This is a genomic window from Rhodoferax lacus (assembly GCF_003415675.1).
GTDB lineage: Bacteria > Pseudomonadota > Gammaproteobacteria > Burkholderiales > Burkholderiaceae_C > Allorhodoferax > Allorhodoferax lacus.
This window is the reverse complement of sequence record NZ_QFZK01000013.1, coordinates 70,747-96,682: the sequence shown is the minus strand read 5'-3', so window position 1 is coordinate 96,682 and position 25,936 is coordinate 70,747. Positions and strand designations below refer to the sequence as shown.

General features: G+C 64.3%; 22 protein-coding genes and 2 pseudogenes. 12 read left to right on the top strand and 12 right to left on the bottom strand.

Annotated elements, in window-relative coordinates; translation table 11 throughout:
- The coding region (locus DIC66_RS17265) for a biotin carboxylase N-terminal domain-containing protein (protein WP_147321345.1) at positions 1-217 on the bottom strand (217 nt) is incomplete at its 3' end.
- Positions 218-428: 211 nt separating this feature from the next.
- Here DIC66_RS17265 and DIC66_RS17260 point away from each other — a divergent pair.
- The 3 genes from DIC66_RS17260 (at position 429) to DIC66_RS17250 (ending at position 3,586) form a co-directional block, all read left to right on the top strand.
- Positions 429-818, top strand: coding sequence for a DUF3597 domain-containing protein (locus DIC66_RS17260; RefSeq protein WP_117179341.1), 390 nt, complete (start codon positions 429-431; stop codon positions 816-818).
- A 29-nt stretch (positions 819-847) separates the two neighbouring features.
- Complete coding sequence (locus DIC66_RS17255; RefSeq protein ID WP_117179340.1) at positions 848-1,102, top strand: GlsB/YeaQ/YmgE family stress response membrane protein; 255 nt, start codon at positions 848-850, stop codon at positions 1,100-1,102.
- A 171-nt stretch (positions 1,103-1,273) separates the two neighbouring features.
- Entirely contained in the window at positions 1,274-3,586 is a 2,313-nt protein-coding gene (locus tag DIC66_RS17250; RefSeq protein WP_117179339.1) for a coiled-coil domain-containing protein, read from the top strand.
- Between the two features lie 7 nt (positions 3,587-3,593).
- On the opposite strand, the gene DIC66_RS17245 is transcribed toward DIC66_RS17250, so the two are convergent.
- Together DIC66_RS17245 and DIC66_RS17240 are read right to left on the bottom strand one after the other, a co-directional pair.
- Positions 3,594-4,307, bottom strand: coding sequence for a YebC/PmpR family DNA-binding transcriptional regulator (locus DIC66_RS17245; protein WP_117179338.1), 714 nt, complete (start codon positions 4,305-4,307; stop codon positions 3,594-3,596).
- A gap of 54 nt (positions 4,308-4,361) precedes the next feature.
- Entirely contained in the window at positions 4,362-5,612 is a 1,251-nt protein-coding gene (locus tag DIC66_RS17240) for an MFS transporter (protein WP_117179337.1), read from the bottom strand.
- A 73-nt stretch (positions 5,613-5,685) separates the two neighbouring features.
- Here DIC66_RS17240 and DIC66_RS17235 point away from each other — a divergent pair, with 73 nt between their 5' ends.
- From DIC66_RS17235 to DIC66_RS17225, 3 genes are all read left to right on the top strand, one after another.
- Complete coding sequence (locus tag DIC66_RS17235; RefSeq protein ID WP_117179336.1) at positions 5,686-6,618, top strand: LysR family transcriptional regulator; 933 nt, start codon at positions 5,686-5,688, stop codon at positions 6,616-6,618.
- Between the two features lie 171 nt (positions 6,619-6,789).
- Positions 6,790-7,944, top strand: coding sequence for an FIST signal transduction protein (locus DIC66_RS17230; protein ID WP_117179335.1), 1,155 nt, complete (start codon positions 6,790-6,792; stop codon positions 7,942-7,944).
- Positions 7,945-7,953: 9 nt separating this feature from the next.
- Positions 7,954-10,548, top strand: a complete 2,595-nt coding sequence (locus DIC66_RS17225) for a putative bifunctional diguanylate cyclase/phosphodiesterase (RefSeq protein WP_117179334.1) — start codon at positions 7,954-7,956, stop codon at positions 10,546-10,548.
- 39 nt (positions 10,549-10,587) lie between these two features.
- Here the strand turns inward: DIC66_RS17225 and iolG are convergent, their stop codons facing one another.
- From iolG to DIC66_RS17180, 9 genes and pseudogenes are all read right to left on the bottom strand, one after another.
- A complete protein-coding gene (iolG, locus tag DIC66_RS17220) occupies positions 10,588-11,583 on the bottom strand; it encodes an inositol 2-dehydrogenase (RefSeq protein ID WP_117179333.1) in 996 nt (331 codons plus the stop codon).
- A gap of 184 nt (positions 11,584-11,767) precedes the next feature.
- Complete coding sequence (locus DIC66_RS17215; RefSeq protein ID WP_117179332.1) at positions 11,768-12,634, bottom strand: MurR/RpiR family transcriptional regulator; 867 nt, start codon at positions 12,632-12,634, stop codon at positions 11,768-11,770.
- A gap of 200 nt (positions 12,635-12,834) precedes the next feature.
- On the bottom strand, positions 12,835-13,062 hold the full coding sequence (locus DIC66_RS17210) for an addiction module protein (protein ID WP_117179331.1): 228 nt from the start codon (positions 13,060-13,062) through the stop codon (positions 12,835-12,837).
- A gap of 137 nt (positions 13,063-13,199) precedes the next feature.
- Positions 13,200-14,795 carry an alkyl hydroperoxide reductase subunit F gene (gene ahpF / locus DIC66_RS17205; RefSeq protein WP_117179330.1) on the bottom strand — a complete coding sequence of 532 codons (1,596 nt, stop codon included), beginning with the start codon at positions 14,793-14,795 and terminating at the stop codon, positions 13,200-13,202.
- Between the two features lie 166 nt (positions 14,796-14,961).
- On the bottom strand, positions 14,962-15,525 hold the full coding sequence (gene ahpC, locus DIC66_RS17200) for an alkyl hydroperoxide reductase subunit C (RefSeq protein WP_117179329.1): 564 nt from the start codon (positions 15,523-15,525) through the stop codon (positions 14,962-14,964).
- 216 nt (positions 15,526-15,741) lie between these two features.
- A pseudogene (locus DIC66_RS17195) lies at positions 15,742-15,912 on the bottom strand (type I restriction-modification system subunit M N-terminal domain-containing protein); the annotation flags it as partial.
- Between the two features lie 60 nt (positions 15,913-15,972).
- Positions 15,973-16,569: a virulence RhuM family protein gene (locus tag DIC66_RS17190; protein ID WP_199534784.1), complete on the bottom strand. Its 597-nt coding sequence runs from the start codon at positions 16,567-16,569 to the stop codon at positions 15,973-15,975.
- A gap of 148 nt (positions 16,570-16,717) precedes the next feature.
- Positions 16,718-16,954 (bottom strand): annotated as a pseudogene (locus DIC66_RS23500) (hypothetical protein); the annotation flags it as partial.
- 243 nt (positions 16,955-17,197) lie between these two features.
- Positions 17,198-17,593 carry a DUF3592 domain-containing protein gene (locus DIC66_RS17180; protein WP_117179328.1) on the bottom strand — a complete coding sequence of 132 codons (396 nt, stop codon included), beginning with the start codon at positions 17,591-17,593 and terminating at the stop codon, positions 17,198-17,200.
- A 196-nt stretch (positions 17,594-17,789) separates the two neighbouring features.
- Here DIC66_RS17180 and DIC66_RS17175 point away from each other — a divergent pair, with 196 nt between their 5' ends.
- The 6 genes from DIC66_RS17175 to DIC66_RS17150 all read left to right on the top strand — a co-directional run bounded on the left by DIC66_RS17175 (position 17,790) and on the right by DIC66_RS17150 (position 25,935).
- Positions 17,790-19,052 (top strand): D-alanyl-D-alanine carboxypeptidase family protein, encoded by a 1,263-nt coding sequence (locus tag DIC66_RS17175; RefSeq protein ID WP_117179327.1) that lies wholly within the window; start codon positions 17,790-17,792, stop codon positions 19,050-19,052.
- A gap of 38 nt (positions 19,053-19,090) precedes the next feature.
- Entirely contained in the window at positions 19,091-20,311 is a 1,221-nt protein-coding gene (locus tag DIC66_RS17170) for an MFS transporter (RefSeq protein WP_117179326.1), read from the top strand.
- Between the two features lie 105 nt (positions 20,312-20,416).
- Positions 20,417-21,580, top strand: coding sequence for a PAS domain-containing sensor histidine kinase (locus tag DIC66_RS17165; RefSeq protein WP_117179325.1), 1,164 nt, complete (start codon positions 20,417-20,419; stop codon positions 21,578-21,580).
- A 23-nt stretch (positions 21,581-21,603) separates the two neighbouring features.
- Positions 21,604-22,281, top strand: coding sequence for a response regulator (locus tag DIC66_RS17160; protein WP_117179324.1), 678 nt, complete (start codon positions 21,604-21,606; stop codon positions 22,279-22,281).
- Between the two features lie 169 nt (positions 22,282-22,450).
- Positions 22,451-24,364, top strand: a complete 1,914-nt coding sequence (locus DIC66_RS17155) for a methyl-accepting chemotaxis protein (RefSeq protein ID WP_117179323.1) — start codon at positions 22,451-22,453, stop codon at positions 24,362-24,364.
- Positions 24,361-25,935, top strand: a complete 1,575-nt coding sequence (locus DIC66_RS17150) for a chemotaxis protein CheW (protein ID WP_117179322.1) — start codon at positions 24,361-24,363, stop codon at positions 25,933-25,935. The genes DIC66_RS17155 and DIC66_RS17150 overlap by 4 nt, the downstream gene beginning before the upstream one ends.
- Position 25,936: the final 1 nt, after the last annotated feature.

Sequence of the window (25,936 nt, the reverse complement as noted above, 5' to 3'; positions counted from 1 at the left end):
CAATGCGGATGATGTCGGCAATGTCCAGGTAGGCCGAGATCGGCTTCTTGCCCGCACCCACCAGGTACGACTCATCGGCCTTGAAGCGGTGCAGGGCGAAGCGGTCTTCGTTGCTGTAGATGGCCACAGTGCGTATCCCCATTTCGGAGGCGGCACGGAGCACGCGGATGGCGATTTCGCTGCGGTTGGCGACCAATATGCTTTTGATTTTTTTCATGGCAAATCAGGGTGAAGGGTTGGAAAGAGGGTTTGTCTCGTCTGGCTCAGCAGGCGTTTGGTACGCAGGTACAAGGCACGCAAATTCCGTGCCTTGTACCTGCGTACCAGGGTCCGCGTGAACTTGCGCTTTCGCAACGGGTGCTCTGAATGCGCTCACTAGCATGCATCGGTATTTTCCTGCATCCACGATCTCGTCCAAGGAGCGCTTCATGGGATTTTTCAGCACCATTCTTGAAAAGCTGGGCATGGGCAAGGCATCTGCTGCCGCGGCAAGCGCCGATGTGCCCGCCAGTGTCACGGCCACGCCTGGCACGCCAGCGGCGCCCACGCCCATGGCGGCGGTGGACGTGGTGGCGCACTTGGCGCAGCGTGCAGCGGCCAACCCGCAAAAGCTGAACTGGCAGACCTCCATCGTGGACTTGTTGAAGCTGCTGGACATGGACAGCAGCCTGGCGGCACGCAAGGAACTGGCCACCGAGCTGGGCTGTGCCAAAAGCCTGATGGAGGACTCGGCCAGCATGAACACCTGGCTGCGCAAAGAGGTGCTGGCGCGCATCGCCGCCAACGGTGGCAATGTGCCTGCGGAATTGCTGGCTTAGGCCTGCGCCACAACAAGAAGGAAATAGCTATGCACTGGATCATTACCTTGGTAATTGGTGGCGTCGTGGGCTGGCTGGCCAGCATCGTCATGAAGACCAACGCGCAAATGGGCTGGATTGCCAACGTGGTGATTGGCGTGGTGGGCTCGCTGTTGGGCTATTGGCTGGCCGGTCTGGTAGGCATCAGCGCCACGGATGGGGTGGTGCGCTTTGTGGTTGCGGTGGCGGGGGCGGCGCTGCTGATCTTTGTCCTGGGTATGCTGGGTATCTTCCGCAAGGGCTGAGCGGGTTTGTAATGGGTGCTTAAGCCACCGGGGCACACAATCACTTACAAATATCCGACCGGCGAGCGGAAATTGCCGGTCCCACAAACGTGAATTTGACCGATTCGGACCGATAGTTGCGGGTGCCGACGCCGGGAGGGCCAAGGCCTGGCCTTAGCATGGCACCCACGCATGAATTCCGAAGCAGCGACTCTTAACAACAAAACACCGCGCCCGCATGTCTGGGGCCAAAGCAAAACGCCCTGGCGCTGGCCCGAGTCGCGTTTGCTTGGCGGCGTGCTGCTATCTCTGGTGGTGCACGGCCTGCTGCTGACCTTGCAGTTTGATATGGCCGGCCTGGGATTGCCCGACAGCCTGTTCAACGATACCGGGCGCCGCGGCGTGGAAGCCCCCATCGCCATCAAGCTCGACCCCCTGCCAGAGCCAGCGCCCAGTCCGAAAGCTGCCGAGAAAACGTCTGCTGAAATGGTGGTTCTGCCGCCCGTCCAGGCTCCACCCCTACCCAAAGCCGCGCCGGTGCGACCGGTCAAGCCCGCTGCCAAACCCAAGCCCGTGGCAGAGGTGGCACAGGAGCCGACCGACGCGCCCCCCACGGAAGATGCGCAAGTGGCCGAGGCACAGCGCGCCGAACTGGCACAGCAGCAGGCGGCAGACAAGGCCGCGCAACAAGAGGCCGCCAGACTGGAGGCCGCCCGGCAAGAGGCACTGCGCCAGGAGGCCGCACGCCAGGCCGCAGCACAACTGGAAGTGGCCAGGCAGGAGCTGCGCAGGCTGGAACAGGCCAGGCAGGAGGCCCAACGGCAAGCGGCTGCGCAGCAGGAAGCGGCGCGGGTGGCCGCAGCCCAACTGGAAGCTGCACGTGCTGCCGCCGCGCAACAGGAGGCTGCACGACTGGCCGCCGCCCAACAGGAGGCTGCACGGGTGGCCACCGCGCAACAGGAGGCTGCGAGGCTGGCCGCCGCGCAGCAGGAAGCCACCCGTCTGGAGAGCGCCCGCCAAGCCGCCGTCCAGCAGGAAGCCGCGCGACTGGAGAGCCAGCGCGCCGAAGTGATTCGCCAGGACGTGCTCAAGCAGGAAGTCGCCCGGCAAGACGCCCTGCGTGTGGAAGCCGCGCGCCAGGAAGCTGCGCGCGTGGCAGCTGCGCAGCAGGAAGCCACGCGGCTGGAGGCCCAGCGCCGCGAGGTGGCGCGCCTGGCGCTAGCGCAACAGGAAGCCACCCGACTCGAAGAGTTGCAGCAAGAGGCTGCCCGCCAGGCTGCCCAGCGCGCGGAAGCGGCCCGTGCGGCAGCGGTAGCACTGCAGGAAGCCACTCGCCAGGAAGCGCTGAAGCTGGAAGCCAGCCGTGTGGCTGCTGCCCAAGAGGCCGCACGCCAGGATGCCCAACGGGCCGAGGCCAGCAGGCAAGCCGAGGCCCGGCAGCAGGAACTGAGCAAACAGGAAGCCGCGCGCCAGGAAGCGCTGAGGCAGGAGGCCAGCCGCGTGGCCGCAGCACAGGAAGCTGCCCGCCAGGAGGCGTTGAAGCAGGAAGCCAACCGCGTAGCTGCTGCGCAAGAAGCTGCCCGCCAGGACGCCCAACGGGCCGAGGCCCGGCAGCAGGAGCAGAACAAACAGGAAGCCGCGCGCCAGGACGCACTGAAGCAGGAAGCCAGCCGCGTGGCCGCTGCACAGCGGGAAGCTGCACGCCAAGAGGCCGACCGCGCGGCATCGGCTGCTGCAGCGGCGGCAACGGCCGCAGCCGCTGAACGCCAACAGGCGGCTGCACGCCAAGCGGCTGCAACAGCGGCTGCCAATGCGGCACAACAGGAAGCCGCACGCCAGGCTGTGGCCCAACAAGCGGCAGCACAGGAAGCGGCCCGGCAGGAGGCCAGCCGACAGGAGGGACTGCGCCAGGAAGGCGAACGCCAGGCTGCAGCGCAAAGAGAGGGCGCACGCCAGGCCGCCCTGCAGCAGGAGGCCGCGCGTGCCGAAGCGGCACGGCAAGACGCGCTGCGCCAGGACCAGGCCCGCCAGGAAGCAGCACGGCAACAGGCCGCGCGTACAGCGGCCGAACAGGCAGCCGCCCTGCAGCGTCAGCAGGCCGCACGCGTGCCCGACCTGCCCACCGAAGCCCCGGCTGAAAAGCCGCGCAAGCGCACCCTGATTGGCCGCGCCGACCAGGACGACCGTCTGGCCGTGTATGCCGAGAGCTGGAGCCAGCGGGTGCAGATGAACGCGGAGTTCGAGTTTCTGGAAGCCGCCAAGAGCGGCCCCTACACCAACCCCATCGTCACAGTGACCCTGAACAAGGACGGCAGTGTGGAGAGCGTGGCGTTCAAGCGCTCCAGCGGCACACCAGCAATTGACGCCGCGATTGAAATCATCATCAAGTCACTGGCGCCCTACCGGCGCATACCGGCCGATCTGGCGCTGGACTACGACGTGGTGGAAGTCACCCGGCTATGGACCTTTGGCAATGGCTTGCGCCTGACCAAAACCGGCCGGTGATGGGAGGCTACCCCGCGAGTCCCACGTACACCTCTTGCACGTCATCGTGCGCGTCGATGGCGGCCAGGAAAGCTTCTACCTCTTCCAGCGCTTCGGCGCTCAGGGATGTGGGGTCTACCGGGTTCTTGGGCTTGTAACCGAGCTTCATGGACAGCACGTTGAAGCCTTGCGCGGGCAGGGCGCGGCTCACCAGGTCCAGGTCGGCCGGGGCGGTGAGGAACAGGGTGTTGCCTGCGTCCTCGCCGGGCTCCAGGTCTTCTGCACCGGCCTCGATGGCGGCGGTTTCGGCGTCTGCGCCGGGGGTGGCGGGTGCAGCCTCGATCATGCCCAGATGGTCAAAGTCCCAGGCCACCGAGCCGCTGGTGCCGAGCTGGCCCTTGCGGAACAGCACGCGCATTTCGGGCGCCGTGCGCTTGACGTTGTCGGTCAGGCATTCCACCATCACGGCCACCTGGTGCGGGGCATAGCCCTCGTACATCACGCGCTCGTACTGGGTGGCATCATCACCCACACCGGAGCCCTTTTTCAGGGCCCGGTCCAGCGTGTCCTTGGGCATGGAGACCTTGCGGGCCTGCTCCACCACCAGGCGCAGGCGCGCGTTGCTGGCGGGGTCGGCGCCATTGCGCGCGGCCACGGTGATTTCCTTCACCAGCTTGGTGAACATCTTGCCTCTGGCATTGGCTGCCAGATCTTTACCCTTTGCTTTCCACTGCGCGCCCATGACGGATATTCCTTTAATTGGTGGCGCCTGCTGGCACCGGTAGGTGGGGGGATTCTAAGACCCCGCCTGCACGGCGCCCGCGCGCGGGCGCAGGAAGCACAGCGCAATGGCTGCCGCCAGCCCCTGGAACAGGATGATGGACAGCACCGATCCACTCCAGCCCCAGCCCTCAAAGGCCAGCCCGGCGATCCAGGCCCCGGCCGCACCTCCGGCGTAATAGCTCAGGTAATAGATGCCGGTGGCCAGTGAGCGGCCCTCGGTGACGGTGTCGGCAATGTGGCTGATGGTGGCCGACTGGCAGATGAAGACGCCGCAGGAACTCAGCGCCAGCCCGGCGATCACCGCCAGGAGCACCGGCAGCAAGGTCAGCAGCAGGGCGCAGGCCGACAGCGCCAGCATGCTCAGCACCGTGCGCAAAAACCCATGGCGCACGATGAAGCGCCCGGCCTGCGGCGTAACCACCACGCCCAGCAGATACACCGCAAACACATTGGCCAGCCCGGCGCTCGACAGGTGAAAAGGCGCCTCGGCCAGGTACAGATTCACATAGGTGAAGCTGCCCACCAGCGAAAACAGCACGCAAAAGCCCAGGCCGCAGATGGCCACAAAGCGCCGGTTGCGCAGGTGCCGCGCCAGCGTCTGCAGCGCCACGGGGAAATTGCGGTTGGCCACGAAGTGGCGCGAGGCGGGCAGGGCCCGCAGCACCCAGATGGCGCCCAGCAGGTTGAGCACGGCCAGAGCCACATAGGCACTGCGCCAGCCCATCACATCGCTGAGGTGCCCGGTGATGAAGCGCCCGCAAAAACCGCCCATGACGGTGCCGCCCACATAGGTGCTGGTCATGCGCGCCACCCCACCGGAGCGGAACTCTTCCGACAGGTAGGCAATCATCACCACCACAATGCCGGGCACCACCAGGCCCTGCAAAAAGCGCAGCAGCACGATGGTGTGCAGGTCGCCCGCCAGGGCAATCAGGCCGGTGGGCAGGCACAGGGCAAACAGCGCGCTGCACAGAATGCGCTTGCGCCCCAGTGCGTCGGACAGCATGCCGATGAAGGGCGACACCAGGGCAATGGCCAGCACGGTGGCACCCACGGTGGCCCCGGCCTGCAACGGTGTGGCCGCAAAGTCGCGCATCAAGAGGGGCAGCACAGCCTGCATGGAGTACACATTCAGGAAGGCAAAAAAGCCAATCACCCAGACCACCGGGCGAGAGGCCTGTACGCCGTCGCCCAGCACCAGCAGGCGCAACCGGGCCCACAGGGAGGCAGGCGTTGCAGAAGTAGACGGAGGGGATGGGGACATGCGCAGAGGGTGATGCTACCGCGCCGGACATTGCACCATCAGCAATAATCCAGGCCAGCTTTGGAAAGAGTCTATGGACCGTTTGATGTCAATGCGGGTGTTTCAAAAGGTCATAGACGAAGGTGGCTTTGCCGCGGCCGCCCGCGCCCTGGACCTGTCGCCCGCCGTGGTGACCCGCCTGGTGGCCGATCTGGAAGCGCATTTGGGCACCCGGCTGCTCCACCGCAGCACGCGCCGCCTCTCGCTGAGCGTGGCAGGCGAGGCCTACCTGGAGCGCCTGCGCCTGATCCTGCAGGACATTGACGAGGCCGACCAGGCCGTAAGCTCCCACACCCATGAACTCGCCGGTGTGCTGCGCATCCTGGCGCCGCCCGTGCTGGCCACCCACGTGCTGGCGCCGCTGATTGCGGGCTTTCGCCAGCTGCACCCCAAGATCCTGCTGGACATTGAGGTGGCCGCCTACAAAGAGCCGCCGGTGGAGGACTACGACATCACCCTGCTGCCCACCGATGACCAGTTCAATGGGGAGGTGGTGGCGCGCAAGGTCTCGACCACCGAGGCCATCCTGGTCTGCGCCCCGAGCTACCTGTTGGGCCGCATGCAGCCCTTCAAGCCGGAGGACCTGACCCAGCACGACGTGCTGCGCCTCAAGACCGCAGGCGGCCAGCCGCGCCATTGGCGCCTGTTCAATACAGACCAGAACGACCTGGCCGTGGACGTGGCCGTCGACCCCGGCCTGTGGGTGAACCACAGCGACACCCTGCTGCGCGCCACACTGGACGGCGCAGGCATCACCTCGGTGGCGCTGGACCTGGTGGCGCCCTACCTGATGCGCGGCGAGTTGCTGCGCGTGCTGCGGCCCTGGATCGCCGGGCGCCTGACCCTGTACGCCGCCCTGCCCAGCCGCCAGTTCATCCCCGAGCGCAGCCGGGTGTTTCTGGACTACCTGATCGAGCAGACGCGCTTCCAGGTGAACGCGGCCACCCTGGCCTGCAACGCCTGCTAGGCGCCAGCGGGCCTGAAGTGGACGTGCGTCTGGGGCCACAAACTGCGCCTGTGGTCCCGCAGGCCCGGCGCCCATTGAACCTTTTTCCCCAAATAAGGGCCTCACGCGGCTGAATGCTTCGCATAATTCATTCCAATACAAAGCCAGTACTGGCAAACGAGGGGATGTGAGATGAACAAGCTGACCAAGTTGTGTTTTGTTCCAGGCGTGGACCCGCAGCTGCTGGAGCAAACCCTGTCCAGCTGGCAAGCGGCCTTCCCGCACATGGGGGTGTGTGCCTTTCTGCCGGAAGCCCGCAAAGACCAGCTGGGCCTGCTGCAGACGCAGTGCGCACAACGCCACATTCCTCTGGTGGGCGGCATTTTTCCGGCTCTGGTCCACCAAGGGGCCTTTCACACCGACGGGCTGTGGCTGCTGCGTTTTGACGTGATGCCCCACTACACACTGCATGCCGATCTGCCACAGGATGCAGACGGCGTCGAGCAGCTGGTGCAATCCATTGCGCAGCAACTGACCCCGCATCTGGTGGGCCACCCGGAGGCCACGCTGTTCATGCTGTTTGATTCCATGGTGCCCAACACCGGCAGCTTGCTCGATGCCCTCTATTTGCGTCTGGCCAACCGCGTGCACTATGCCGGCGCCAACGCCGGCAGCGAGACCTTCACCCCCATGCCCTGCCTGTTTGATGGGGAACGCCTGGTGAGCAACGGCGTACTGCTGGTGCTCTTGCCCGACCACCAGGGCGCTGTGCTCGAGCACGGCTACCACGCGCCCGAGCGCACCGTGTGCGCCACCAGCACCCATGGCAACTGCGTCACGCAGATTGACTGGCGGCCCGCCTTTGAGGTGTACCAGGAGCTGGTGGAAAACCAGTACGGCGTGCAGATCAACGCCGCCAATTTTTACGAACATGCGGTGCACTTCCCCTTTGGCATCGTGCGCGCCAACCACCATGTGGTGGTACGCATTCCGGTGATGCTCAACCCGGACGGCTCGCTGTTCTGCGTGGGCGAGGTGCCGGCCAACTCCGTGCTCACCCTGCTGGCCAGCCCGGCCGTGGACAGCACCGAAACCCTGCAGGTGCTGTGCACCGGCCTTGCCGCCATGGACGCCGGCCCCGGGGCCACTGAGCTGCTGCTGTTTTACTGCGCCGGGCGGCGCATGCACCTGGGGCTGGAAAGTGCCACCGCCGAACTGCAGGCCTTGGGGCAACGCCTGCCGTCGGTCCAGGTGGCCGGCGCCTTGTCGCTAGGCGAGATTGGTGGTTCCCGCCAGCACGACTATCCCCTGTTCCACAACGCCACGCTGGTGGCGGCCCACTGGTAGCCGCACGCCATGCCGCAACAACAGATTCTGCTGGTCCTGTACGACCTGGCCGTCACGATTGGCGGCGAGGTCAAGCTGCATTCCCTGCTCACCCGCACCCTGCAGCGCCTGCTGTACCACACCTCCTATTCGGCCGGCTTTGTCTGCCTGGACATGCCGAGCTGCCAAGGTTCGGGTGCCAACGTGCCAGTGCGTTTGAGCGCAGCCGTGGGTGATTTCGAGCTGATTGCACAGCTTGACAAGCCCATGGAGCTGCCCTGCGAGCTGCTCTATGGCTGCGCCGAACACGCCAGCCTGCCCGCAGAACTGCTGGCGCATCTGGGCACCACACGCACCAGCTACCAGTCGTATCTGAGGCTGCCACTGGAGAACAACGGTGTGCTGATGCTGCTGGCCGTGCAGGCGCCCGAATCACCGTTCAAGCTGGAGCAGGTGCTGCAACCGGTGCTGGCGCAACTGGCCAAAGCCATCGTGCTGTGCCGGGCCCAGGACGCGCAGCAGGCCGCGGCCCAGGCCGAACAGGACAAACTCAAGAACTCCCTGCAGCAGATCGAGAGCCAGTTCAAGACCCTCATCGAGCTCAGCCCGATTGGCGTGGGCCTGTCCTGTGACGGCATTGTGGTCGATGCCAACCGGTCTTTTCTGACCCTGTTTGGCTACGACAGCATTGACGAATTGCGCGGCCAGCCACTCACCAACTGCATTGCGCCCGAGCAGCGTGCCGCAATTGCGGAACGCGCCAGGCTGCGGACCCTGGGCCAGGCGTCGGAGGCCACCTACGAGACCACCGGGCTGCGCCGGGATGGCTCCACCTTTTCGTTCCTGGTCTCGTCCCGGCGGGTCGAGACGGATCTGGGGCCCAGAACCTTTTCCTACTTCATTGACCTGACCGAACAAAAGGCCGCCGAGCAACAACTGCGCTCCATCAACACCATGATGCGCCAGGTAATCGAGACAGCGCCGCTGCGCATCTTCTGGAAGGACAGCGAGTTGCGCTACCTGGGCTGCAACCAGGCGTTTGCACGCGATGCCGGGTTTCAGAACCCGGAGGAACTGGTGGGCAAATTCGACACCGACCTGGGCTGGCACGAGCAGGCCGAGCTGTACCGCGCCGATGACCTGCGGGTGCTGCGCAGCCAGACCCCGAAACTCAACTTTGAAGAACCCCAGACCACGCCCGATGGGCAGCACATCTGGCTGCGCACCTCCAAGGTTCCGCTGATGGGGCCGCACGGAGAGAAGGTGGGCCTGCTCGGTGTGTATGACGACATCACCGCGCAAAAGCAGGCGCAGGAGCACATCCACCAGCTGGAACACTTTGACTCGCTTACCGGCCTGCCCAACCGCCAGTTCCTGCAGGACGCCCTGCACAAGGCCATGGCGGTGAGCGCCAACACGCATCGCCATGGCGCCCTGCTGTTTCTGGACCTGGATAACTTCAAGTCCTTCAACGACAGCCGGGGCCCGGCCCAGGGCGACCAGTTGCTCGATGAGGTGGCCCAGCGCCTGCGCGGCTGCGTACGCGAGGGCGGCATGGTGGCCAGGCACGGAGGCGACGAGTTCATCCTCCTGCTCGAAGGCCTGCATGAGCTGCCCAAGGAAGCAGCGGCACAAGCCGAGCTGGTGGCAGAGAAGATCCGCACGGCGCTGGCCCAGCCCTACCTGCAAGAAGGCAGCAAGGCGCTGATCACGGGCAGCATCGGCATCGTGCTGTTCAGGGAGCATGCGGTGACGGTGGACTCGCTGCTCAAGCACGCCGACGCCGCCATGTACCAGGCCAAGAATGCCGGGCGCAACACCATCCGCTTTTACGACCCCAAGATGCAGTCCGAGCTGGAAGCACGCCTGATTCTGGTGGCCGACCTGGGCCAAGCCCTGGACCGGCAGCAGCTGCTGCTGTATTTCCAGAAACAGGTGAATGCCCAGGGCCACTGCCTGGGCGCCGAGGTGCTGCTGCGCTGGGCACATCCCGAGCGCGGGCTGGTGTCTCCGGCGCAGTTCATTCCGTTGGCAGAAGAAACCGGCGCCATCATTCCGATTGGCCTGTGGGTGATTCAGACCGCCTGCAGGCAACTCAAGACCTGGCAGGCACATCCCGGCCTGCGCGAGCTGACACTGGCCGTTAACGTCAGCGCCAAGCAGTTCCACCAGCCTGATTTTGTGGACCAGGTGCGCCGCGTGCTGCTGCAAACCGCTGCCAAGCCTGCGCAGCTGAAACTCGAACTTACCGAAAGCGTGGTGCTGGAGCAGGCCGAGGACACCATTGCCAAGATGCGCGAACTCAAACTGCTTGGCATCAGCTTTTCGATGGACGACTTCGGCACCGGCTACTCGTCACTGCAGTACCTCAAGAGACTGCCGCTGGACCAGCTCAAGATCGACCAGGGCTTTGTGCGCGACATCACCACCGACCCCAACGACGCCGCCATCGTGCAAACCATCATCGCCATGACGGAAGCCCTGGGCCTGAACGTGATTGCCGAGGGCGTGGAGACGCGCGAGCAGCAGGACTTCCTGGAGCAGCGCGGCTGCCACACCTTCCAGGGCTATTTCTTTGGCAGGCCCATGCCGGTGGCGCAGTTTGAGGCAGATGTAGGCAAATAGCGCAGGCCGGGGCGTGCCGCGGCCTGCTTGGCCCTGGGCTTAGAACAGGACCGGCTGTCCGCTTTGGGCGCTCAGCGTTGCGGCATCGGCCAGCTTTTGCGCAGCCACGCCGTCGGCCACGGTGGTCTTGAAGGGCGCACCGGACTGCAGGCATTCAAAGAAGTGCTCGATCTCCAGACGGTAGGCGGCAGCGTAGCGCTGCAGGAAGAAGGCCTCGGGCTTGTCGGCATGGATGCCAGCCGCATTCCACTGCACCACCTCGGTGGGTGTGTGGTTGCCACATTGCAGCAGGCCCAACGAGCCCAGCACCTCAAAGCGCTGGTCGTAGCCATACGCCGCGCGGCGCGTGGTGTTGATCTGGCACAGGCGGCCCTTCTGGGTGCGGATGGTGACGGCGGTGCTGTCGTAATCACCGGCCGCGCCAATGGCCGGGTCGGTCAGCACGGAGGCGGTGGCGCTCAGCCAGGCGGCTTCGTCGCCGTCGGCGCAGAGAATCCAGCGGAACACATCGAAGTCATGGATCAGCATATCGCGAAAGATGCCGCCAGACGCCTTGATGTATTCCACCGGTGGGGCGCCGGGGTCGCGGCTGGTGATGATGAGGCTCTCGGGCGCGCCGATTTCACCGGCAGCCAGACGGCGGCTGGCGTCGTTGAAGGTGGGGTCGAAACGGCGCTGGAAGCCGATCATGCAAGACACGCCTGCCGCCTTGACGGCTTCGCCGCAGGCCACCGCGCGGGCCACGGACAGGTCTACCGGCTTTTCGCAGAAGATGTGCTTTCCCGCAGCGGCCGCACGGGTGATCAGGTCGCTGTGGGTGTCGGTGGAGGAGCAGATGGCCACGGCATCCACACTCTTGTCGGCCAGCGCGGCCTCAATGGTGGCCACCTGCGCGCCATGCTTTTGCGCCAGTTCGGCAGCGGCCGCGGGCACTGGGTCAAACACGTATTTCAGCTGCACGCCCGGAAGGGCCGCCAGGTTGGAAGCGTGGATGCGGCCAATGCGGCCTGCGCCAAATACTGCAACGTTTTTCATGGGAATTCTCTGGTCGGAGGTTTGGAAAGAAATTTCTAATGTGGATTATATTTGAATATGGTTTCAAACAGACACGCAGTGCGCAACTGTGGGGGCTCTCGACAATCCCGCGCCGGGCCGCCCCAAGCGGGATTAGCCCCCTGAGGGGGCAGCACAGTACACGCAGTGACAAGCGTGGGGGCTCTTATACAGTCGGTTTGTAAGGCAGCTCCAGCGTGTAGGCCAGGGCAATGAACAGGCTTTGCGCCAGGCCCATGGTGCTTGAGAGTGAGCGAAACCCCAGCGTGGAGTTGTCCTGCACCACCAGCGTCACATGGGCCAGCTTGGCCAACGGGCTCATGCGGCTGTCCGATATGGCCACCAGCTTGGCACCGCGTTCGGTGGCCGCTTTGGCCACGGCAAGGGTTTCCTCGGCGTAGGGCGAAAACGAGATGGCAATCATCACATCGCCCCGGCGCACCGAGCGCACCTGCCCCTGGTGCATGCTGCCCAGGCCACTGACCAGGCAGATGCGCTTGTCGGTGTGCTGCAGGGCGTACTCCAGATAGGCGGCGACGGGGAAGGAGCGGCGCGAGGCCGCCACCCAGATGCAGTCGCTGGCTGCCAGCAGGTCCACCGCCTTCTTCAATGCGGCGGCGTCCAGGCTGCTTTGGAGCTCATGCATGCCCGCCACACTGCCCGCCAGAAACTCCTTGGCAATGTCGATGCTGGAGAGGGTGTTGCTGCCGGACTCGATCAGGTCGCGGATGCGCGCCTTGTAGTTGCGGCTGGGGGCGAGCTGGCGCGAGAGGTTGTCGCGGAAGATGGCCTGCAACTCACTGAAACCCGAGAAGCCAAAGTGCTTGGCAAAGCGCACCACCGCCGAGGGCTGCACGCCGCACTGGCGGGCCAGCTCCTGAATGCCTTCTATGCCCACATGGTCGCGGTTCTTCTCGATGTGCAGGGCGATCACCTTGAGCTGCTTGCTTAAGGATTCGTACTCGGCCGAGATGCGCTTGATGGTTTGGTCCGCGCTGGGGCGCGGGGGGGTAGCAGAGGTCGCAGTTGCCATGGTGTTCTATCTGGATGTTGTTGTTAGAAAGAATTTTCGCTCAGATAGGTCGCCATGGGGAAGTTCAGACCCTTGCTTGCCAAATGCGAGGGTCCCTGCTGCCATGAACTCAAGTGCAAGACCTACGCGCTTAGACTCATACCACCCGCTTGCTTCAATGAACTCCGCACTGGCAGCACGAAGAAAAGTAACCTGCAAACTCATTGCCTGGTGTTGGCAATAGCCGCTGCCTTTACTTCACTCCAGGGTACAACGTCATCAGGATTGGCAAGATGGTCTGCAAGGCGGCGGTCGAGTTCCATCTTCTGGGCTGGCGTCAAAGACGGCACGGCACCACGACTAACGATGCCATCCCAAATAGCCTCTACCAGTTCGATTTGCTCGTCAATGTCGAGCACACGCGCTTGCTGCAAGAGCTGAGTGTTCATGGTCTGGATTCCGTTGGGTGGCGATGGGGCAATACTAGCGCTCAAAACTCCTTAAGTCGAACGCAAGCCGGTCATCTGAATTCACTGGCCTGTTCGCAGGCAGCGCCGGTGCCCGGAACTGCCTGCACCCTGTTTTCTTATGCCGTTGCCAGTTCCTTGGCCGGGCTGCTGGCCACCAGCGGCGAGCGGATCAGGAAGTCAAAGGCGCTCAAGGCCGCCTTGGCGCCGTCGCCGGCCGCGATCACGATCTGCTTGTAGGGCACGGTGGTGCAGTCACCAGCGGCAAACACGCCGGGCACATTGGTGTGGCCCTTGGCATCGATGACGATCTCGCCAAAGCGGCTGAGCTCCACGGTGCCCTTCAGGAACTCGGTGTTGGGCACCAGGCCGATTTGCACGAACACACCTTCAAGTTCCACATGGTGTTCGGCTTCCGAGGCCCGGTCCTTGAAGCGCAGGCCGTTGACCTTTTGGCCGTCGCCGGTGATCTCGGTGGTCTGCGCGTTCACGTGGATGGTGACGTTGGGCAGGCTCTTGAGTTTGTTGACCAGCACCGCATCGGCCTTGAGCGCATCGGCAAACTCCACCAGGGTGACGTGCTTGACCACACCAGCCAGGTCGATGGCGGCTTCCACACCGGAGTTGCCGCCGCCAATCACGGCCACATGCTTGCCCTTGAACAGCGGGCCGTCGCAATGCGGGCAATAGGCCACGCCCTTGTTCTTGTACTGGGACTCTCCCGGCACATTCACATTGCGCCAACGCGCACCCGTAGACAGGATCACGCTCTTGGCCTGCAGGCTGGCGCCATTGGCCATCTGCACGCTGATCAAGCCACCGGCCTCACTTGCGGGGATGATTTTGTCGGCGCGCTGCAGGTTCATGATGTCCACCTCGTAGTGGCGCACCTGCGCTTCCAGTGCGGCGGCGAACTTGGGGCCGTCAGTCTCCAGCACCGAGATGTAGTTCTCGATGGCCATGGTGTCATTGGTCTGGCCGCCAAAGCGCTCGGCGGCCACGCCCACGCGGATGCCCTTGCGCGCGGCGTACACGGCGGCTGCGGCACCGGCGGGGCCACCACCCACGATGAGCACATCGAAGGGTGCCTTGGCCGTGAGCTTGGCGGCTTCGCGCTGCTCGGAGTGCACGTCGAGCTTGGCCACCATTTCTTCCAGCAGCATGCGGCCCGAGCCAAACAGCGCGTCGTTCAGGAACACCATGGGCACGGCCATGACCTGGCGGCGGTCCACCTCGGCCTGGTTGAGCGCGCCGTCAATCACGGTGGTGTGCACGCGGGGGTTGAACACGGCCATCAGGGTGGCTGCCTGCACCACGTCCGGGCAGTTGTGGCAGGACAGGGACATATAGACTTCAAAATTGAAGTCGCCGTCCAGGGCCTTGATCTGCTCCAGCACTTCGGGCTCCACCTTGGGTGGGTGGCCACCGGTCCACAAGAGCGCCAGCACCAGCGAGGTGAACTCATGGCCCAGCGGGATGGCGGCAAAGCGCACGCCGGTGGTCTCGCCTTCGCGGGCAATCACAAACGAGGGGGTGCGCGCATCGGTGCCCGACTCATCCAGGCTCACCTTGTCGGACAGGCTGGCGATTTCCACCAGCAGCTCGCGCAGTTCGGCAGAGCGCGCGCTGTCGTCCAGCGTGGCGATCAGGCGGATGGGCTGGCGCAGCATGCCCAGATACGTCTGCAACTGGGTCTTCATGGTGGATTCAAGCATGGTGTTTCCTTCTAGGGTTTCGCGCTTGTGGCGCGGTGGGACGCAATGCGCGGATGGCGCGCGGACGGGAGCAATACGGGTGGGGCAATGGCTCTGACGGAAGGGGCGCCCCTGTTGGCGCACCCCTTCGAGCTGAGCGACTGCTGAGCTATTTCTGAGCTACTACTTAGATCTTGCCAACCAGGTCCAGGGAAGGAGCCAGGGTCTTCTCGCCCTCTTTCCACTTGGCGGGGCAGACTTCACCGGGGTGAGCGGCGGTGTACTGGGCAGCTTTCAGCTTGCGCAGGGTTTCACCCACGTCACGGGCGATTTCGTTGGAGTGGATTTCCAGGGTCTTGATGATGCCGTCGGGGTTGATCACGAAGGTGCCGCGCAGTGCCAGGCCTTCTTCTTCAATATGCACGTCAAACGCGCGGGTCAGGGTATGGGTGGGGTCGCCCACCAGAGGGAACTTGGCCTTGCCCACGGCAGGCGAAGTCTCGTGCCAGACCTTGTGCGAGAAATGCGTGTCGGTGGTGACGATGTAGACCTCGGCACCGGCCTTCTGGAATTCAGCGTAGTTGTTGGCCGCGTCTTCCACTTCGGTGGGGCAGTTGAAGGTGAAGGCTGCCGGCATGAAGATCACGACGGACCACTTGCCCTTGAAGGAGTCTTGCGTCACGGGGACGAACTTGCCGTTGTGAAAGGCCGTGGTGGCAAAGGGCTGGACGGGGGTGTTGATCAGGGACATGGTTGAATCTCCTAAAGAGGTTAAATGACGATGGAGTGAAGACTTTCGATTGACGCTAGCTATTCACTGGTAGCGAGAATACCGCGATTTATGCTGCCCTGCACCCCCCGGGCCATGGTTTGTTTCAATGGGGTGCATAGGCAATGGCTTGACTGGGAATAGCCAGGTGCCATCCAAATGCACATACACATCGTCGACTTCTCCCGTTGCCAGCTAGTCCTTACCCAGTTCCTTCTTTGCGGCCGTTTCGTAGTTGTCGGAGAGGTAGCGCAGGAACAGAAAGGACAGCATGCAATCACGGAAGTCGTCCGCATCCATGGCCCCGCGCAGTTGGTCGGCGATGCTCCAGAGCGTGTTGCCCAGTTGCCTTTGATTGGTCTCGGTCATTTTTTGGGGCGTCGTTTGATCTTGGTTTCCAGCGCTTGGAGGTCGGCTGCGTCCTGCTGATCAGCCGCGTTGGCGTCCGCCCGTTTGCGGTCTTGGTCGAACCGGGTGTAAAGCTCCCCCGTGCGCGCTTCCATCTGCCCATGGCTGATGGTGCCGGTGTGGGTGAGTAGCGGGAAGCCGTTGGACGAGATGATCTGATCGCGCACCTTTTGGCAAAAAGCGCTTCTCGGAGTCCCGAATGCGCGCCAGCATCGCGTCGAAGTAATCCGGACGGCCGTCGGGGTTCTTCATCCGCTCGTCGTCCATCACGAAGCCCTCGACCAGGTACTCCTTCAGGACAGTGGACGCCCAGCGGCGGAACTGCACGCCACGCGGTGAGCGCACGCGGTAGCCGACAGCGAGGATGGCGTCGAGCTTGTAGAGCTTGGTCAGGTAGTTTTTGCCGTCGGCGGCAGTTACCGAGGATTCCTCGGTAACTGATTTCTCCTCCAGCTCCCCGTCCTTGAAGATGTTCTTGAGGTGCAGCCCCACGTTGTCAGTGCTCACGTCAAAGAGCTCGGCCATTTCACGCTGCGTCAGCCAGACCGTTTGGTCTTTAGCCCGCAGCTTGATCTGGCTGCGGCCGTCTTCGGCGGTGTAAAGGATCAGGGCGCTCATACTTCAACTGCCTCCGGGGATGGGGAAAGCTGCTGCATCAGACCTTTCTTGTGGGTCTTGAGGGCTGCGAACTTTTGTGACTCCAAGGTGATCAACTCGTCGAGGCTGCTCAGGCACGAGACGATACGTTGTTGCTCATCGATCTCGGGGTGACGATTTCATCCAGCAGCCTGGAGAACTCGGCTTCGGTCAGCTTGACGCGGTTGAGGGCCTCGAACTTCTCCCGAAAGTTCTTTTCCAGCGCGGCGCGGTCGCGGATATCGACGCGGTATTCGTACTTCAGGTTCTGAAGCTTGCCAATGAAGCCGTATTAGATGTGCTCTTCTTTGACGGCGTGGCTAGTCGCTCCAGGCGGCAGATCGTAGGTGAACTTGGATGAAGGCATGGAGGAGAAAGTGCGTTGGCTACGGACAGAAAGGCAATGCAGGTGGCGGGTTGCTATTCATTGTGACGCTTGGCCTATGCAGTTACGTGTCTTGATGCCTCGATTATGAGGCGGGAGGGCTTCAGCTCAATTCTCTACACAACGTGTAGACGATCTCCTGCTCAGGAAATCCCCTTGCCGAAATCTGCCGTCAAGGCACCCACTTGTACACCCACAGGGTGCACCGTTGCCAATCTGAACCGTCTACCCCGCAGGGACAGTAAGCACACCGGTAAGAATCGCGATCGTGAACACGGCCAGACCTGTCGTCACGACATAGGCCAGGAGCCTGAATAGCGGTCGCGGGATCTGTGCGAGGTGGGGCTGGCCGTTGGGATACCGCACCGTCACGCTGCTGCCTTCGCGCGGTCGACTTGTTCCGCTGAAACCATCGACAAACTGCATGGGTCCGTTCTCGGACTCGAACCGAACGACCGCCGTGTAGGTGCTGACTCTGTCACTGTCGACAGAAGTTTGAATGTCGACGATCTTTCCGATTGCGGTCTGCTCCCCGCCCAAGCGGCGCAGGTCTTCGCGCAACAGGTTCCAGAGCATGGCGAGACAAAGCAGCAGTCCGGTTATCGCCGTGGCAGTTTGCATGTCGTTTAATTCCCAAGAGTAGAAAACGGGGCGAGGGTTGAGCGCCGATGCTTCGCCGTCGTCAACGCATCGGATGGGAGTTTTGCAACCCATTCTGTACTAAATGACACCAAAGCCGTCACAGCGGTGCAGGGCACACAGGGCAGTCAGGGCTTCTGGCCGATACGCGACAATCAAGGCTTAGCCAGAGAACTTCATGCAAACCAAAAATATCTCCCTTCTCCCCGTCCTCTTCGCCATCGCCGCGAGCACATTGGTTCCCAGCGCGCCATCCTTTGCGGCCGCACACAAAGAAAACAAGCCCGCAAAGGCCAAGAAGGCCGTCACTCCCAAGAAAGCCGCAGCCGCCGTGAGCACCTTGCCGGCACTGGCCGCCCAGACCGCCCTGGCGGGCAACCCGCCGGCCTTGCCCGCCAAAGCCTGGCTGCTGATGGACTTTGACTCCGGCGAGGTGCTCGCTGCGGCCAACCCGGATGAGCCGCTGCCGCCGGCGTCTCTTACCAAGATGATGACCAGCTACCTGATCGAGCAGGCGCTGCGCTCGGGCAAGCTCAAGCAAACCGACCTGGTCTCTGTGAGCGAGAACGCCTGGTGCCGGGGTTCGAGCACCGAGTCGTGCATGTACCTGCCGCTCAACAGCCAGGCCACGGTCATCGACATCCTGCGCGGCATCATCATCCAGTCGGGCAACGACGCCTCCAAGGCGATTGCCGAGCACATGGCCGGCTCGGAAGCGGGCTTTGCCAAGCTGATGAACGCCGAGGCCCAGCGCCTGGGCATGACGCACACGAATTTTGTGAACCCCACGGGCCTGCCCGACCCGGCGCACAAGTCGTCTGCGCGTGACCTCGCCATCCTGGCGCGCGCCATCATCCATGACAGCGCGGACTATTACCCGATCTACGCCGAACGCGATTTCAAGTACAACGGCATCAAGCAAGGCAACCGCAATGCCCTGCTGTACACCGACCCGACCGTGGACGGACTCAAGACCGGCCACACCGAAGACGCAGGCTACTGCCTGGTCACCTCCTCCAAGCGCAGCGACATGCGCCTGATCACGGTCATCCTCAACACCAGCAGCGCGCAGGCGCGGGCGGATGAGACGCGCACCCTGCTCGGTTGGGGCTTCAGCAGCTTCGAGAAGGCCACCCCGATTCAGCCCAACGCAGTGGTCGGCACGGCCAAGATCAGCTTTGGCAAGGCCGACAAGGTGGACGCGGTGTTGGGCGCACCGTGGCTGTTGACCGTGCCGCGCGGCCAGCAGGTGCAGACCACGGTAGAGCTCACGCCGGGCCTGGAGGCGCCGGTGGCCAAGGGCGCTGTGGTCGGCAAAGTGATCGCCACCTCCAACGGCAAGCCCGTGGGCGAAGCCCCGCTGGTCGCGGCCGTCGATGTGGAGCGCGCGGGCCTGCTGCTGCGCATGTGGCAGCACGTGGGCAAGTTGTTCGGGAAGTGATGCCTGTCAGGCCAACCGCCTGATTGCGCTGCCCGCCGATGACCCACTACCGCCAGTGGAGCGCAGCATTCGCTTCCTACTTCACCTTCATGGGCTTGTGGACGGCGTTTGGCCCCAGCACGCTGATGGCGTCCAGCCCACAGGCCGCACCCCTGGCGCTGGCCTGCATCACCCTGGCCTATTTCGTGGCCACGCCCTTTGTGCGCCTGCTGTGGATGCGCCTGGGCTTTGCCCGCACCGTGGTGCTGATGGGTGGCGGGGTCTGCCTGGCGCTGTGCACCGCAGCGGTTGCGCCGCAGTGGCTGGCCTGGTGCGTGCCACTGGCGTTTTTCTTTGGCTCGGGCTCCTACACCCTGTGCGAAACCAAAATGCTCGAAGACCTGGCGCAAGCCGGCCAGGGCCACGCCTTTGGGCGGGCGCGCAAGTGGGGCTCGTTTGGCTTTCTGGCCGCTGCTGCCGTCGGGGGCGCGGTGTTTTCACTGGGCGGCGTGGGGCGCGCCTTTACCCTGGCGCTGGGCCTGTGCGGACTGGCCTATCTGGCCTGCTGCATCGCGCTGGCAAGGGCCAGCCACGCGGCGACGGAGGGCACCCGCGGCACGCAGGGCATGGCCAACGCGGCCCCTGCGCTGCGGGACGATCCCGCAGGCCAGTCCCTTTCCACACCAGCGCTGCACCTGGGTACCCCTGACAGCGCTGCCCAGACCAGCACCAGCACCAGCACAGGACAGCGCTGGCCGGGCGCGGCGGCGGTGTCCGGCATGCGCCTGGCCGAGGCCATCTCCACCACCTGGTTTGGCGCCTGGTGGCTGTCCACCGGGCACGGCCCGCTGCAGACCGGCCTGCTGTGCGCATTGCCAGTGGCCGCCGAATTTCTGGCCCTGTGGCAAGGCGGCAGGATACTGGCACGCTACAGCGCCCCAGCCCTGATGCTGGCCTGCTGCGCAGTGTCGGCGGCGCGCTGGCTGGCCACGCCGTTTTGCACGGAGCTGTGGTGCGCTGTGCCACTGCAATCGCTGCATGCCTTCAGCTTTGGCTTCTTTTACCCGGCCTCCCTCATCTGGCTCAAGCACAGCTATGGAGACGGCTTCTTCCACGCCCGCTACGCCACCGAGGCGGCAGCACGCGCGTTGACGGCGGCCGCGAGCTTTGCCGCTGCCAGCTGGGTTATCGCCACCCTGGGCTATGGCGCCATCTATGCCGCCAGCACGCTGCTGGCCGTGTTGAGCGGCCTGTGGTGGTGGCGGGTGTGGCGCATCTGAACCAGATGTACTCAGGAGAGCACACTTCGCAGCAGCAGCAGCCCTAGAATGGGTTTTGCTCGGCCTTGAGGGAGGCGCATTGCAGCCAGAACCAGAAAGGTCACGATGGATGCCATGCCCAGCCAGTGCGCGCGCAACGAGCCCGCGCTTGTCCACCTGCGGGCACAGCAAGAGGCGTTGCAAACACAGAACGCTGCGCTGCGCACCCAGGCCACTGACCTGGAGACCAGCCAGGCCCGCTACCTGGCTTACTACGAATGCGCACCCGTGGGCCATGTGACGCTGTCACCCACCGGCCAGATCCTCGAAGCCAACCTCACCACCGCCACCCTGCTGGGCATACCGCGCCAGGCCCTGCTGGGGCGCAAGCTGCCCGAGCTGGTGTGCCGCGAAGACAAGGACAGCTTCCAGCTCATGCGCCTGCGGGCGCTGGAGCTGGAGACCTCGCAGTCCTGCGACCTGCGCATGACGCATGCCGCAGGCGACGACTGGTGGGCCAACATCACCCTGGTGCTCTCGCAGGACGCGGCGGGCCACCCCATGCTGCGCACCGTGCTCAGCGATGTGGGCGAGCGCAAGCGCATGGAGACCATGCGCCTGGCGCTGTCGCTGCGGGTGGAAGAACTCTCCCACAGCCTGGTGCTGGGGCAGGAAGAAGCGCGCAGGCGTTTCTCGCGCGAACTGCATGACCGCACCAGCCCCAACCTGGCGGCACTGCGCATCAACCTGGACCTGATCACCACCGCCACACCGCAAGAGCGGGCCTCGCGCGCCTATGCCGACCGCATCGAGGACACGCGCGCCCTGCTGGAAGACACCACCGTGAGCGTGCGCGACATCTGCTCCGAACTGCACCCGCCGGTGCTGGACGCCGGCGGCCTGCTCAGCGTGGTGCAGAACTATGTGCTGCAGTTCTCGCGGCGCTTCGGGCTGCAGGTGCACCTGCACTGCCCGCATGGCGACATGCGGCTCAAGCCCGATCTGGAGATCTCGCTGTTTCGCATCCTGCAAGAAGCCCTGACCAACTGCGCCAAGCACGCCAGTGCCACGGTGGTGCTGGTGAATCTGCAGCTTGACGTGGTGCCCATGCTGATGTCGGTGCATGACAACGGCATAGGCTTCAACCAGAACAGCGTGGAGCTGACCGCCCCTGGCGAAAAGGGCGGCCACGGCCTGCGCAACATGAAAGAAACCGCCGAGTTCATAGGCGGCAGGTTCACCCTGAGCTCGGTGCCCGGCAAGGGCACGCGCGCCCTCGTGCAGCTATGAGCAAACCCTAACGAAGGCAGACCATGAAAATCCGCGTCTTCCTGGCTGACGACCACCACATCTTCCGCGAAGCCCAGTGCGGCCTTCTGGCGGCCCAGCCCGACATGGTGGTGGTGGGGCAAACCGGCGACGGCACGCAGGTGATGGAACAGGTGGCGGCATGCGCGCCGCACGTGGTGTGCATGGACATCACCATGCCGGGCATGAATGGCATCGATGTCACCCGTGACCTCAAGCGCGCACTGCCCATGGTGAAGGTGGTGGCCCTGTCGGCCTATTCGGACCAGCGCCATGTGATGGAGATGCTGGGGGCCGGTGCCAGCGGCTTTGTCACCAAGATGGAGGCCAGCGACGAGCTGCTGCGCGCCATACGCGCCGTGCTGGGTGGCCGCACCTACCTGTGCCCGGACGTGTCGGGCGAGATGGCCGGTGCCCTGGTGGAGCAGGGCCGGCGCAGCACGCCCCAGGTGGTGCTGGGCGAGCGCGAACGCCAGGTCCTTAAGTTGGTGACCACTGGCTACACCTCGGCGCAGATTGCCGAAGCGCTGTCGATTGCCACCTCCACCGTGGACGTGCACCGGCGCAACATCATGCGCAAGCTCGACCGCCACAGCGTGGCTGCCCTGACACGCTATGTGGTGGACAACGAGCGTGGCGAGCGCCCCCTGTCGCAGTCTCCTGTACCGGACAATACTTTGTAACGAAAGTCCGGTTGACTACCTAGATTTAGGTAGTGGCGCTACCGGTGCCAGGGTAGTGCCCGGGCAAACGCCCCTTCTACATTGAATGCATGTTCGATACCTGTCGAGCATTTCAGCCCCTCCAGGCTGAAAGGTCCGACCGACACATTCACTGCAAAAGGAGCGCACCATGGCGCTGATCAAGAAGTTCTCTCCCGTATCCTCTTCCATGGACGCCGGCAAGCCCAGCGCAGCGGCCGCCCGCGAGTCTGACGCCCAACGCAAACGCGCCCGCACCCTGGCCAAGCAGCAGCAAGCCGCCGAGCGCATTGCCGCAGCCACGGCCGAACTGTCCTCGGGCATCAACAGCGCCGCCGCTTCGGCCGAAGAGATGAAGCGCGCCTCCGACCAGATCGCCACCGGCGCCGAAGAAGCCTCGGGTGCAGCGCAAGAGTCACTGGCCGCGCTGACCCAGGTGGAAGGTGCGATTGCGCGCCAGCTGCAGAACGCCGACATCAGCCAGACCAAGTCCGAAGCCATCCAGACCCTGGTGGCACAGATCAGTGGCGAAGTGGCCAGCCTGGTGCAAAACGTCAGCGTGGCAGCCGAGCGCCAGGGCGCCTCGGTCACCATGGTGGTGGAGCTGGAAAAACAGGCCGCCAACATCGGCGAAATCGTCAAGGCCGTGGCCCGCATTGCCGACCAGACCAACCTGCTGGCCCTCAACGCCGCCATTGAAGCCGCACGCGCCGGTCAGCACGGCAAGGGCTTTGCGGTGGTGGCCGACGAGGTGCGCACCCTGGCCGAGACCTCCGAGAAAAGCGCCAAGCAGATCCAGGACCTGGTGGGCCAGATCCAGCAGGAAGTCAAAGTCATCGCCGAGGGCATGGGCACCTCGGTGGAGCGCGTGCTCAGCGAAGTCGAGAACGGCAAGAAGGTGACCTTGCAGCTCGAACAGATCCGTGTGGATGCCATCGAGATCGTGCGCGGCGTGCGCGAGATTGCCGTGGGCGCCCAGCAGTCCACCAGTGCAGCCAAGCAGGCCCTCAAGGGGTCAGAGGAAATTGCCGCCGCTGCCGAAGAGCAGTCGGCCGCTGCCGAAGAGTCGGCCAAGACCGTGGCCCAGCAAAGCCAGGCCCTGGCCGAGTGCGAAGCCGGTGCGCAAAGCCTGGCCGAGCTGTCCGAAGACCTGAAGAACAGCACCGACGTGGCCAAGAGCGCCGAAGAGGTGGCCTCGGCCGCCGAGCAGCTGTCCTCCGCCGTGCAGGAAATCACCCGCTCGGGCACGCAGATCCTGTCGGCCATTGACCAGATCCTCAAGGGCGCGCAGGTGCAGTCCAGCGGCACCGAAGAGGTGGCCGCTGCGATCTCGCAAATTGAAAAAGGCGTGGAGATGGCGCAGAAGCTGGGCCGTGCCAGCGGCGAAAAAGTCGGCGCCATCAAGAGCCTGCTGGACACCAACAAGACCAGTATCGACAGCCTGATCACCGGCATTTCATCGTCGGTGGACGCTTCGCGCGTGAGCCTCAAGCAGATCAAGGAGCTGGAGCTGGTGTCGCGTCGCATCGACAAGATCGTGGACGCCATCACCACTGTCTCCATCCAGACCAATATGCTGGCCGTGAACGGCTCGATCGAAGCGGCCCGCGCCGGTGAGTTCGGCAAGGGCTTTGTGGTGGTGGCCACCGACATCCGCAATCTGGCGCATGACTCGGCCGAGAATGCCGACCGCATCAAGGACCTGGTGCGCTCGGTGCAGGACCAGATCAGCATTGTGGGGCGCGACCTGGGCGAAATCATGGCCACCGCCTCGGGCGCGGCCGACAAGGCCAAGACCATCACCACCAGCCTGGTGCTGATTGAGACCGACATGAATGCGGTGGACACCGGCACCAGCGAGATCCTGGCCGCCGCCAACGACATTGCCGCGGCCATCACCCAGGTCAAGACCGGGGTGGACCAGATTGCCGCCGCCGCACAGCAGGCCGACAAGTCTGCCGGCGAGGCCGCAGCCGTGGCGCGCCAGCAGTCGCAGGCCGCCGAGCAGCTCTCGGCCGCCGTGGAAGAAATCGCATCGCTCGCCGACGAGCTGCAAAGCGCATGAACACCGCCACCCCCACCACGCGCAGCGAGACCGCGCAAGAGATCGATGCCGCCCTGAAAACCTCGGACACGCGGCAGTACGTCACCTTCTTCGTGGGCACCGAGGTGTTCGCGGTGGACATGGCGCCGGTGCAGGAAATCATCCGCGTGCCCGGTGTGGTCAAGGTGCCGCTGGCACCGCGCTCGCTCGATGGCCTGGCGAACCTGCGCGGCAAGGTGCTGCCCATTGTCAGCCTGCGCCGCATCTTCGGCTTTGAAGAGCGCGCCTACGACGACGCCACCCGCGCCGTGGTGATTGACCAGGGCCAGCCCCTGGGCTTTGTGGTGGACCGCGTGGTCAGCGTGGTGGGTGTGGACCCGCGCCAGATCGAGGGCGTGGGCTCCATCAACGCCACGGTGAACACCGAGTTGGTCTCGGGCCTGCTCAAGGACGTGGGCGGCTATCCCATGATCATGGTGCTGGACTTTGCCAAGCTGATTGCCACCGAGTTTGCCGGCGCGCTCGATGCCAGCCGCAACCAGGCCGGTAGTGCGCTGGAGTCCTCAGGCCCGCCGGCGGCAGCGCAGGAAGCCATCAGCGACGAGTTGCATCTGGTGAGCTTTGAAGTAGCGCAACAGGAGTACGCGATTGCCATCGACGACGTGCAGGAAATCGTGCAGCTGCCCGACACCATCGTGCAGGTGCCGCACGCGCCGGCCCATGTGCTGGGTGTGATGACCCTGCGCAACCGCCTGCTGCCGCTGGTGTCGCTGCGCCGCATGTTCGGCCTGCCCGAGCGCGCGGCCGACGAGAACAGCCGCATCGTGGTGGTGTCGCTGGGCAGTGCCGCCGTGGGCGTGGTGATGGACAGCGTCAACGAAGTGCTGCGCGTGGCCCGCTCGGCGGTGGACGCCATGCCGGGGCTGCTGGCCAAGGACGGCGACCTGTCCGAGATTGCACAGATCTGCCGCCTCGATGACGGCAAACGCATGGTCTCGATTTTGTCGGTGGCCCATATGTTCCGGCACTCCGCCGTGAAGGCCGCACTCAGCACGGTGGACACCATGAACAACACAGACACCCCCGCCCAGGCCGCAACGCAGAACGACGGCCAGCGCGATGACGAAGAGCAGGTGGTGGTCTTCCTGCTGGGCCGCGAAGAGTTTGGCGTGCCGATCGAGAGCGTGCAGGAAATCGTGCGCGTGGCCGAACAGCTCACCCGCGTACCCAAGGCACCGGCTGCGGTGGAAGGTGTGATCAACCTGCGCGGCGCCGTGCTGCCGGTGCTGGACCTGCGCCGCCGCCTGGGCCTGGAGCAGATAGAGCGCAGCGACCGCCAGCGCATCATGGTGTTCCTGATTGACGGTGCGCGCACCGGCTTTATCGTCGACTCGGTGGTGGAGGTGCTCAAGATCCACAAGTCCGACATCGAGGCCGCGCCCCGCCTCTCGGGCGAGCTCAGTGGCCTGCTCTCGCGCATGGCCAATCTAGAGAAGCAGCATCGCATGGTGCAGCTCATCGAACCCTCCCACCTGTTCGAAACCCAGGACCGCGCCGACCTGGCCGAGCTGGCTGAACTCACAGCGGCCTGAG

Bases quoted from the DNA above. Each gene is read 5' to 3' on its own strand.
- ahpF (WP_117179330.1), bottom strand. From the start codon at position 14,795: ATGCTTGAATCCACCATGAAGACCCAGTTGCAGACGTATCTGGGCATG.
- DIC66_RS17190 (WP_199534784.1), bottom strand. From the start codon at position 16,569: ATGAGCGCCCTGATCCTTTACACCGCCGAAGACGGCCGCAGCCAGATC.
- DIC66_RS17170 (WP_117179326.1), top strand. From the start codon at position 19,091: ATGACCCACTACCGCCAGTGGAGCGCAGCATTCGCTTCCTACTTCACC.
- DIC66_RS17160 (WP_117179324.1), top strand. From the start codon at position 21,604: ATGAAAATCCGCGTCTTCCTGGCTGACGACCACCACATCTTCCGCGAA.
- DIC66_RS17235 (WP_117179336.1), top strand. From the start codon at position 5,686: ATGGACCGTTTGATGTCAATGCGGGTGTTTCAAAAGGTCATAGACGAA.
- DIC66_RS17150 (WP_117179322.1), top strand. From the start codon at position 24,361: ATGAACACCGCCACCCCCACCACGCGCAGCGAGACCGCGCAAGAGATC.
- DIC66_RS17165 (WP_117179325.1), top strand. From the start codon at position 20,417: ATGGATGCCATGCCCAGCCAGTGCGCGCGCAACGAGCCCGCGCTTGTC.
- ahpC (WP_117179329.1), bottom strand. From the start codon at position 15,525: ATGTCCCTGATCAACACCCCCGTCCAGCCCTTTGCCACCACGGCCTTT.
- DIC66_RS17245 (WP_117179338.1), bottom strand. From the start codon at position 4,307: ATGGGCGCGCAGTGGAAAGCAAAGGGTAAAGATCTGGCAGCCAATGCC.
- DIC66_RS17255 (WP_117179340.1), top strand. From the start codon at position 848: ATGCACTGGATCATTACCTTGGTAATTGGTGGCGTCGTGGGCTGGCTG.
- DIC66_RS17175 (WP_117179327.1), top strand. From the start codon at position 17,790: ATGCAAACCAAAAATATCTCCCTTCTCCCCGTCCTCTTCGCCATCGCC.
- DIC66_RS17250 (WP_117179339.1), top strand. From the start codon at position 1,274: ATGAATTCCGAAGCAGCGACTCTTAACAACAAAACACCGCGCCCGCAT.
- DIC66_RS17225 (WP_117179334.1), top strand. From the start codon at position 7,954: ATGCCGCAACAACAGATTCTGCTGGTCCTGTACGACCTGGCCGTCACG.
- DIC66_RS17260 (WP_117179341.1), top strand. From the start codon at position 429: ATGGGATTTTTCAGCACCATTCTTGAAAAGCTGGGCATGGGCAAGGCA.
- DIC66_RS17215 (WP_117179332.1), bottom strand. From the start codon at position 12,634: ATGGCAACTGCGACCTCTGCTACCCCCCCGCGCCCCAGCGCGGACCAA.
- DIC66_RS17210 (WP_117179331.1), bottom strand. From the start codon at position 13,062: ATGAACACTCAGCTCTTGCAGCAAGCGCGTGTGCTCGACATTGACGAG.
- DIC66_RS17180 (WP_117179328.1), bottom strand. From the start codon at position 17,593: ATGCAAACTGCCACGGCGATAACCGGACTGCTGCTTTGTCTCGCCATG.
- iolG (WP_117179333.1), bottom strand. From the start codon at position 11,583: ATGAAAAACGTTGCAGTATTTGGCGCAGGCCGCATTGGCCGCATCCAC.
- DIC66_RS17155 (WP_117179323.1), top strand. From the start codon at position 22,451: ATGGCGCTGATCAAGAAGTTCTCTCCCGTATCCTCTTCCATGGACGCC.
- DIC66_RS17230 (WP_117179335.1), top strand. From the start codon at position 6,790: ATGAACAAGCTGACCAAGTTGTGTTTTGTTCCAGGCGTGGACCCGCAG.
- DIC66_RS17240 (WP_117179337.1), bottom strand. From the start codon at position 5,612: ATGTCCCCATCCCCTCCGTCTACTTCTGCAACGCCTGCCTCCCTGTGG.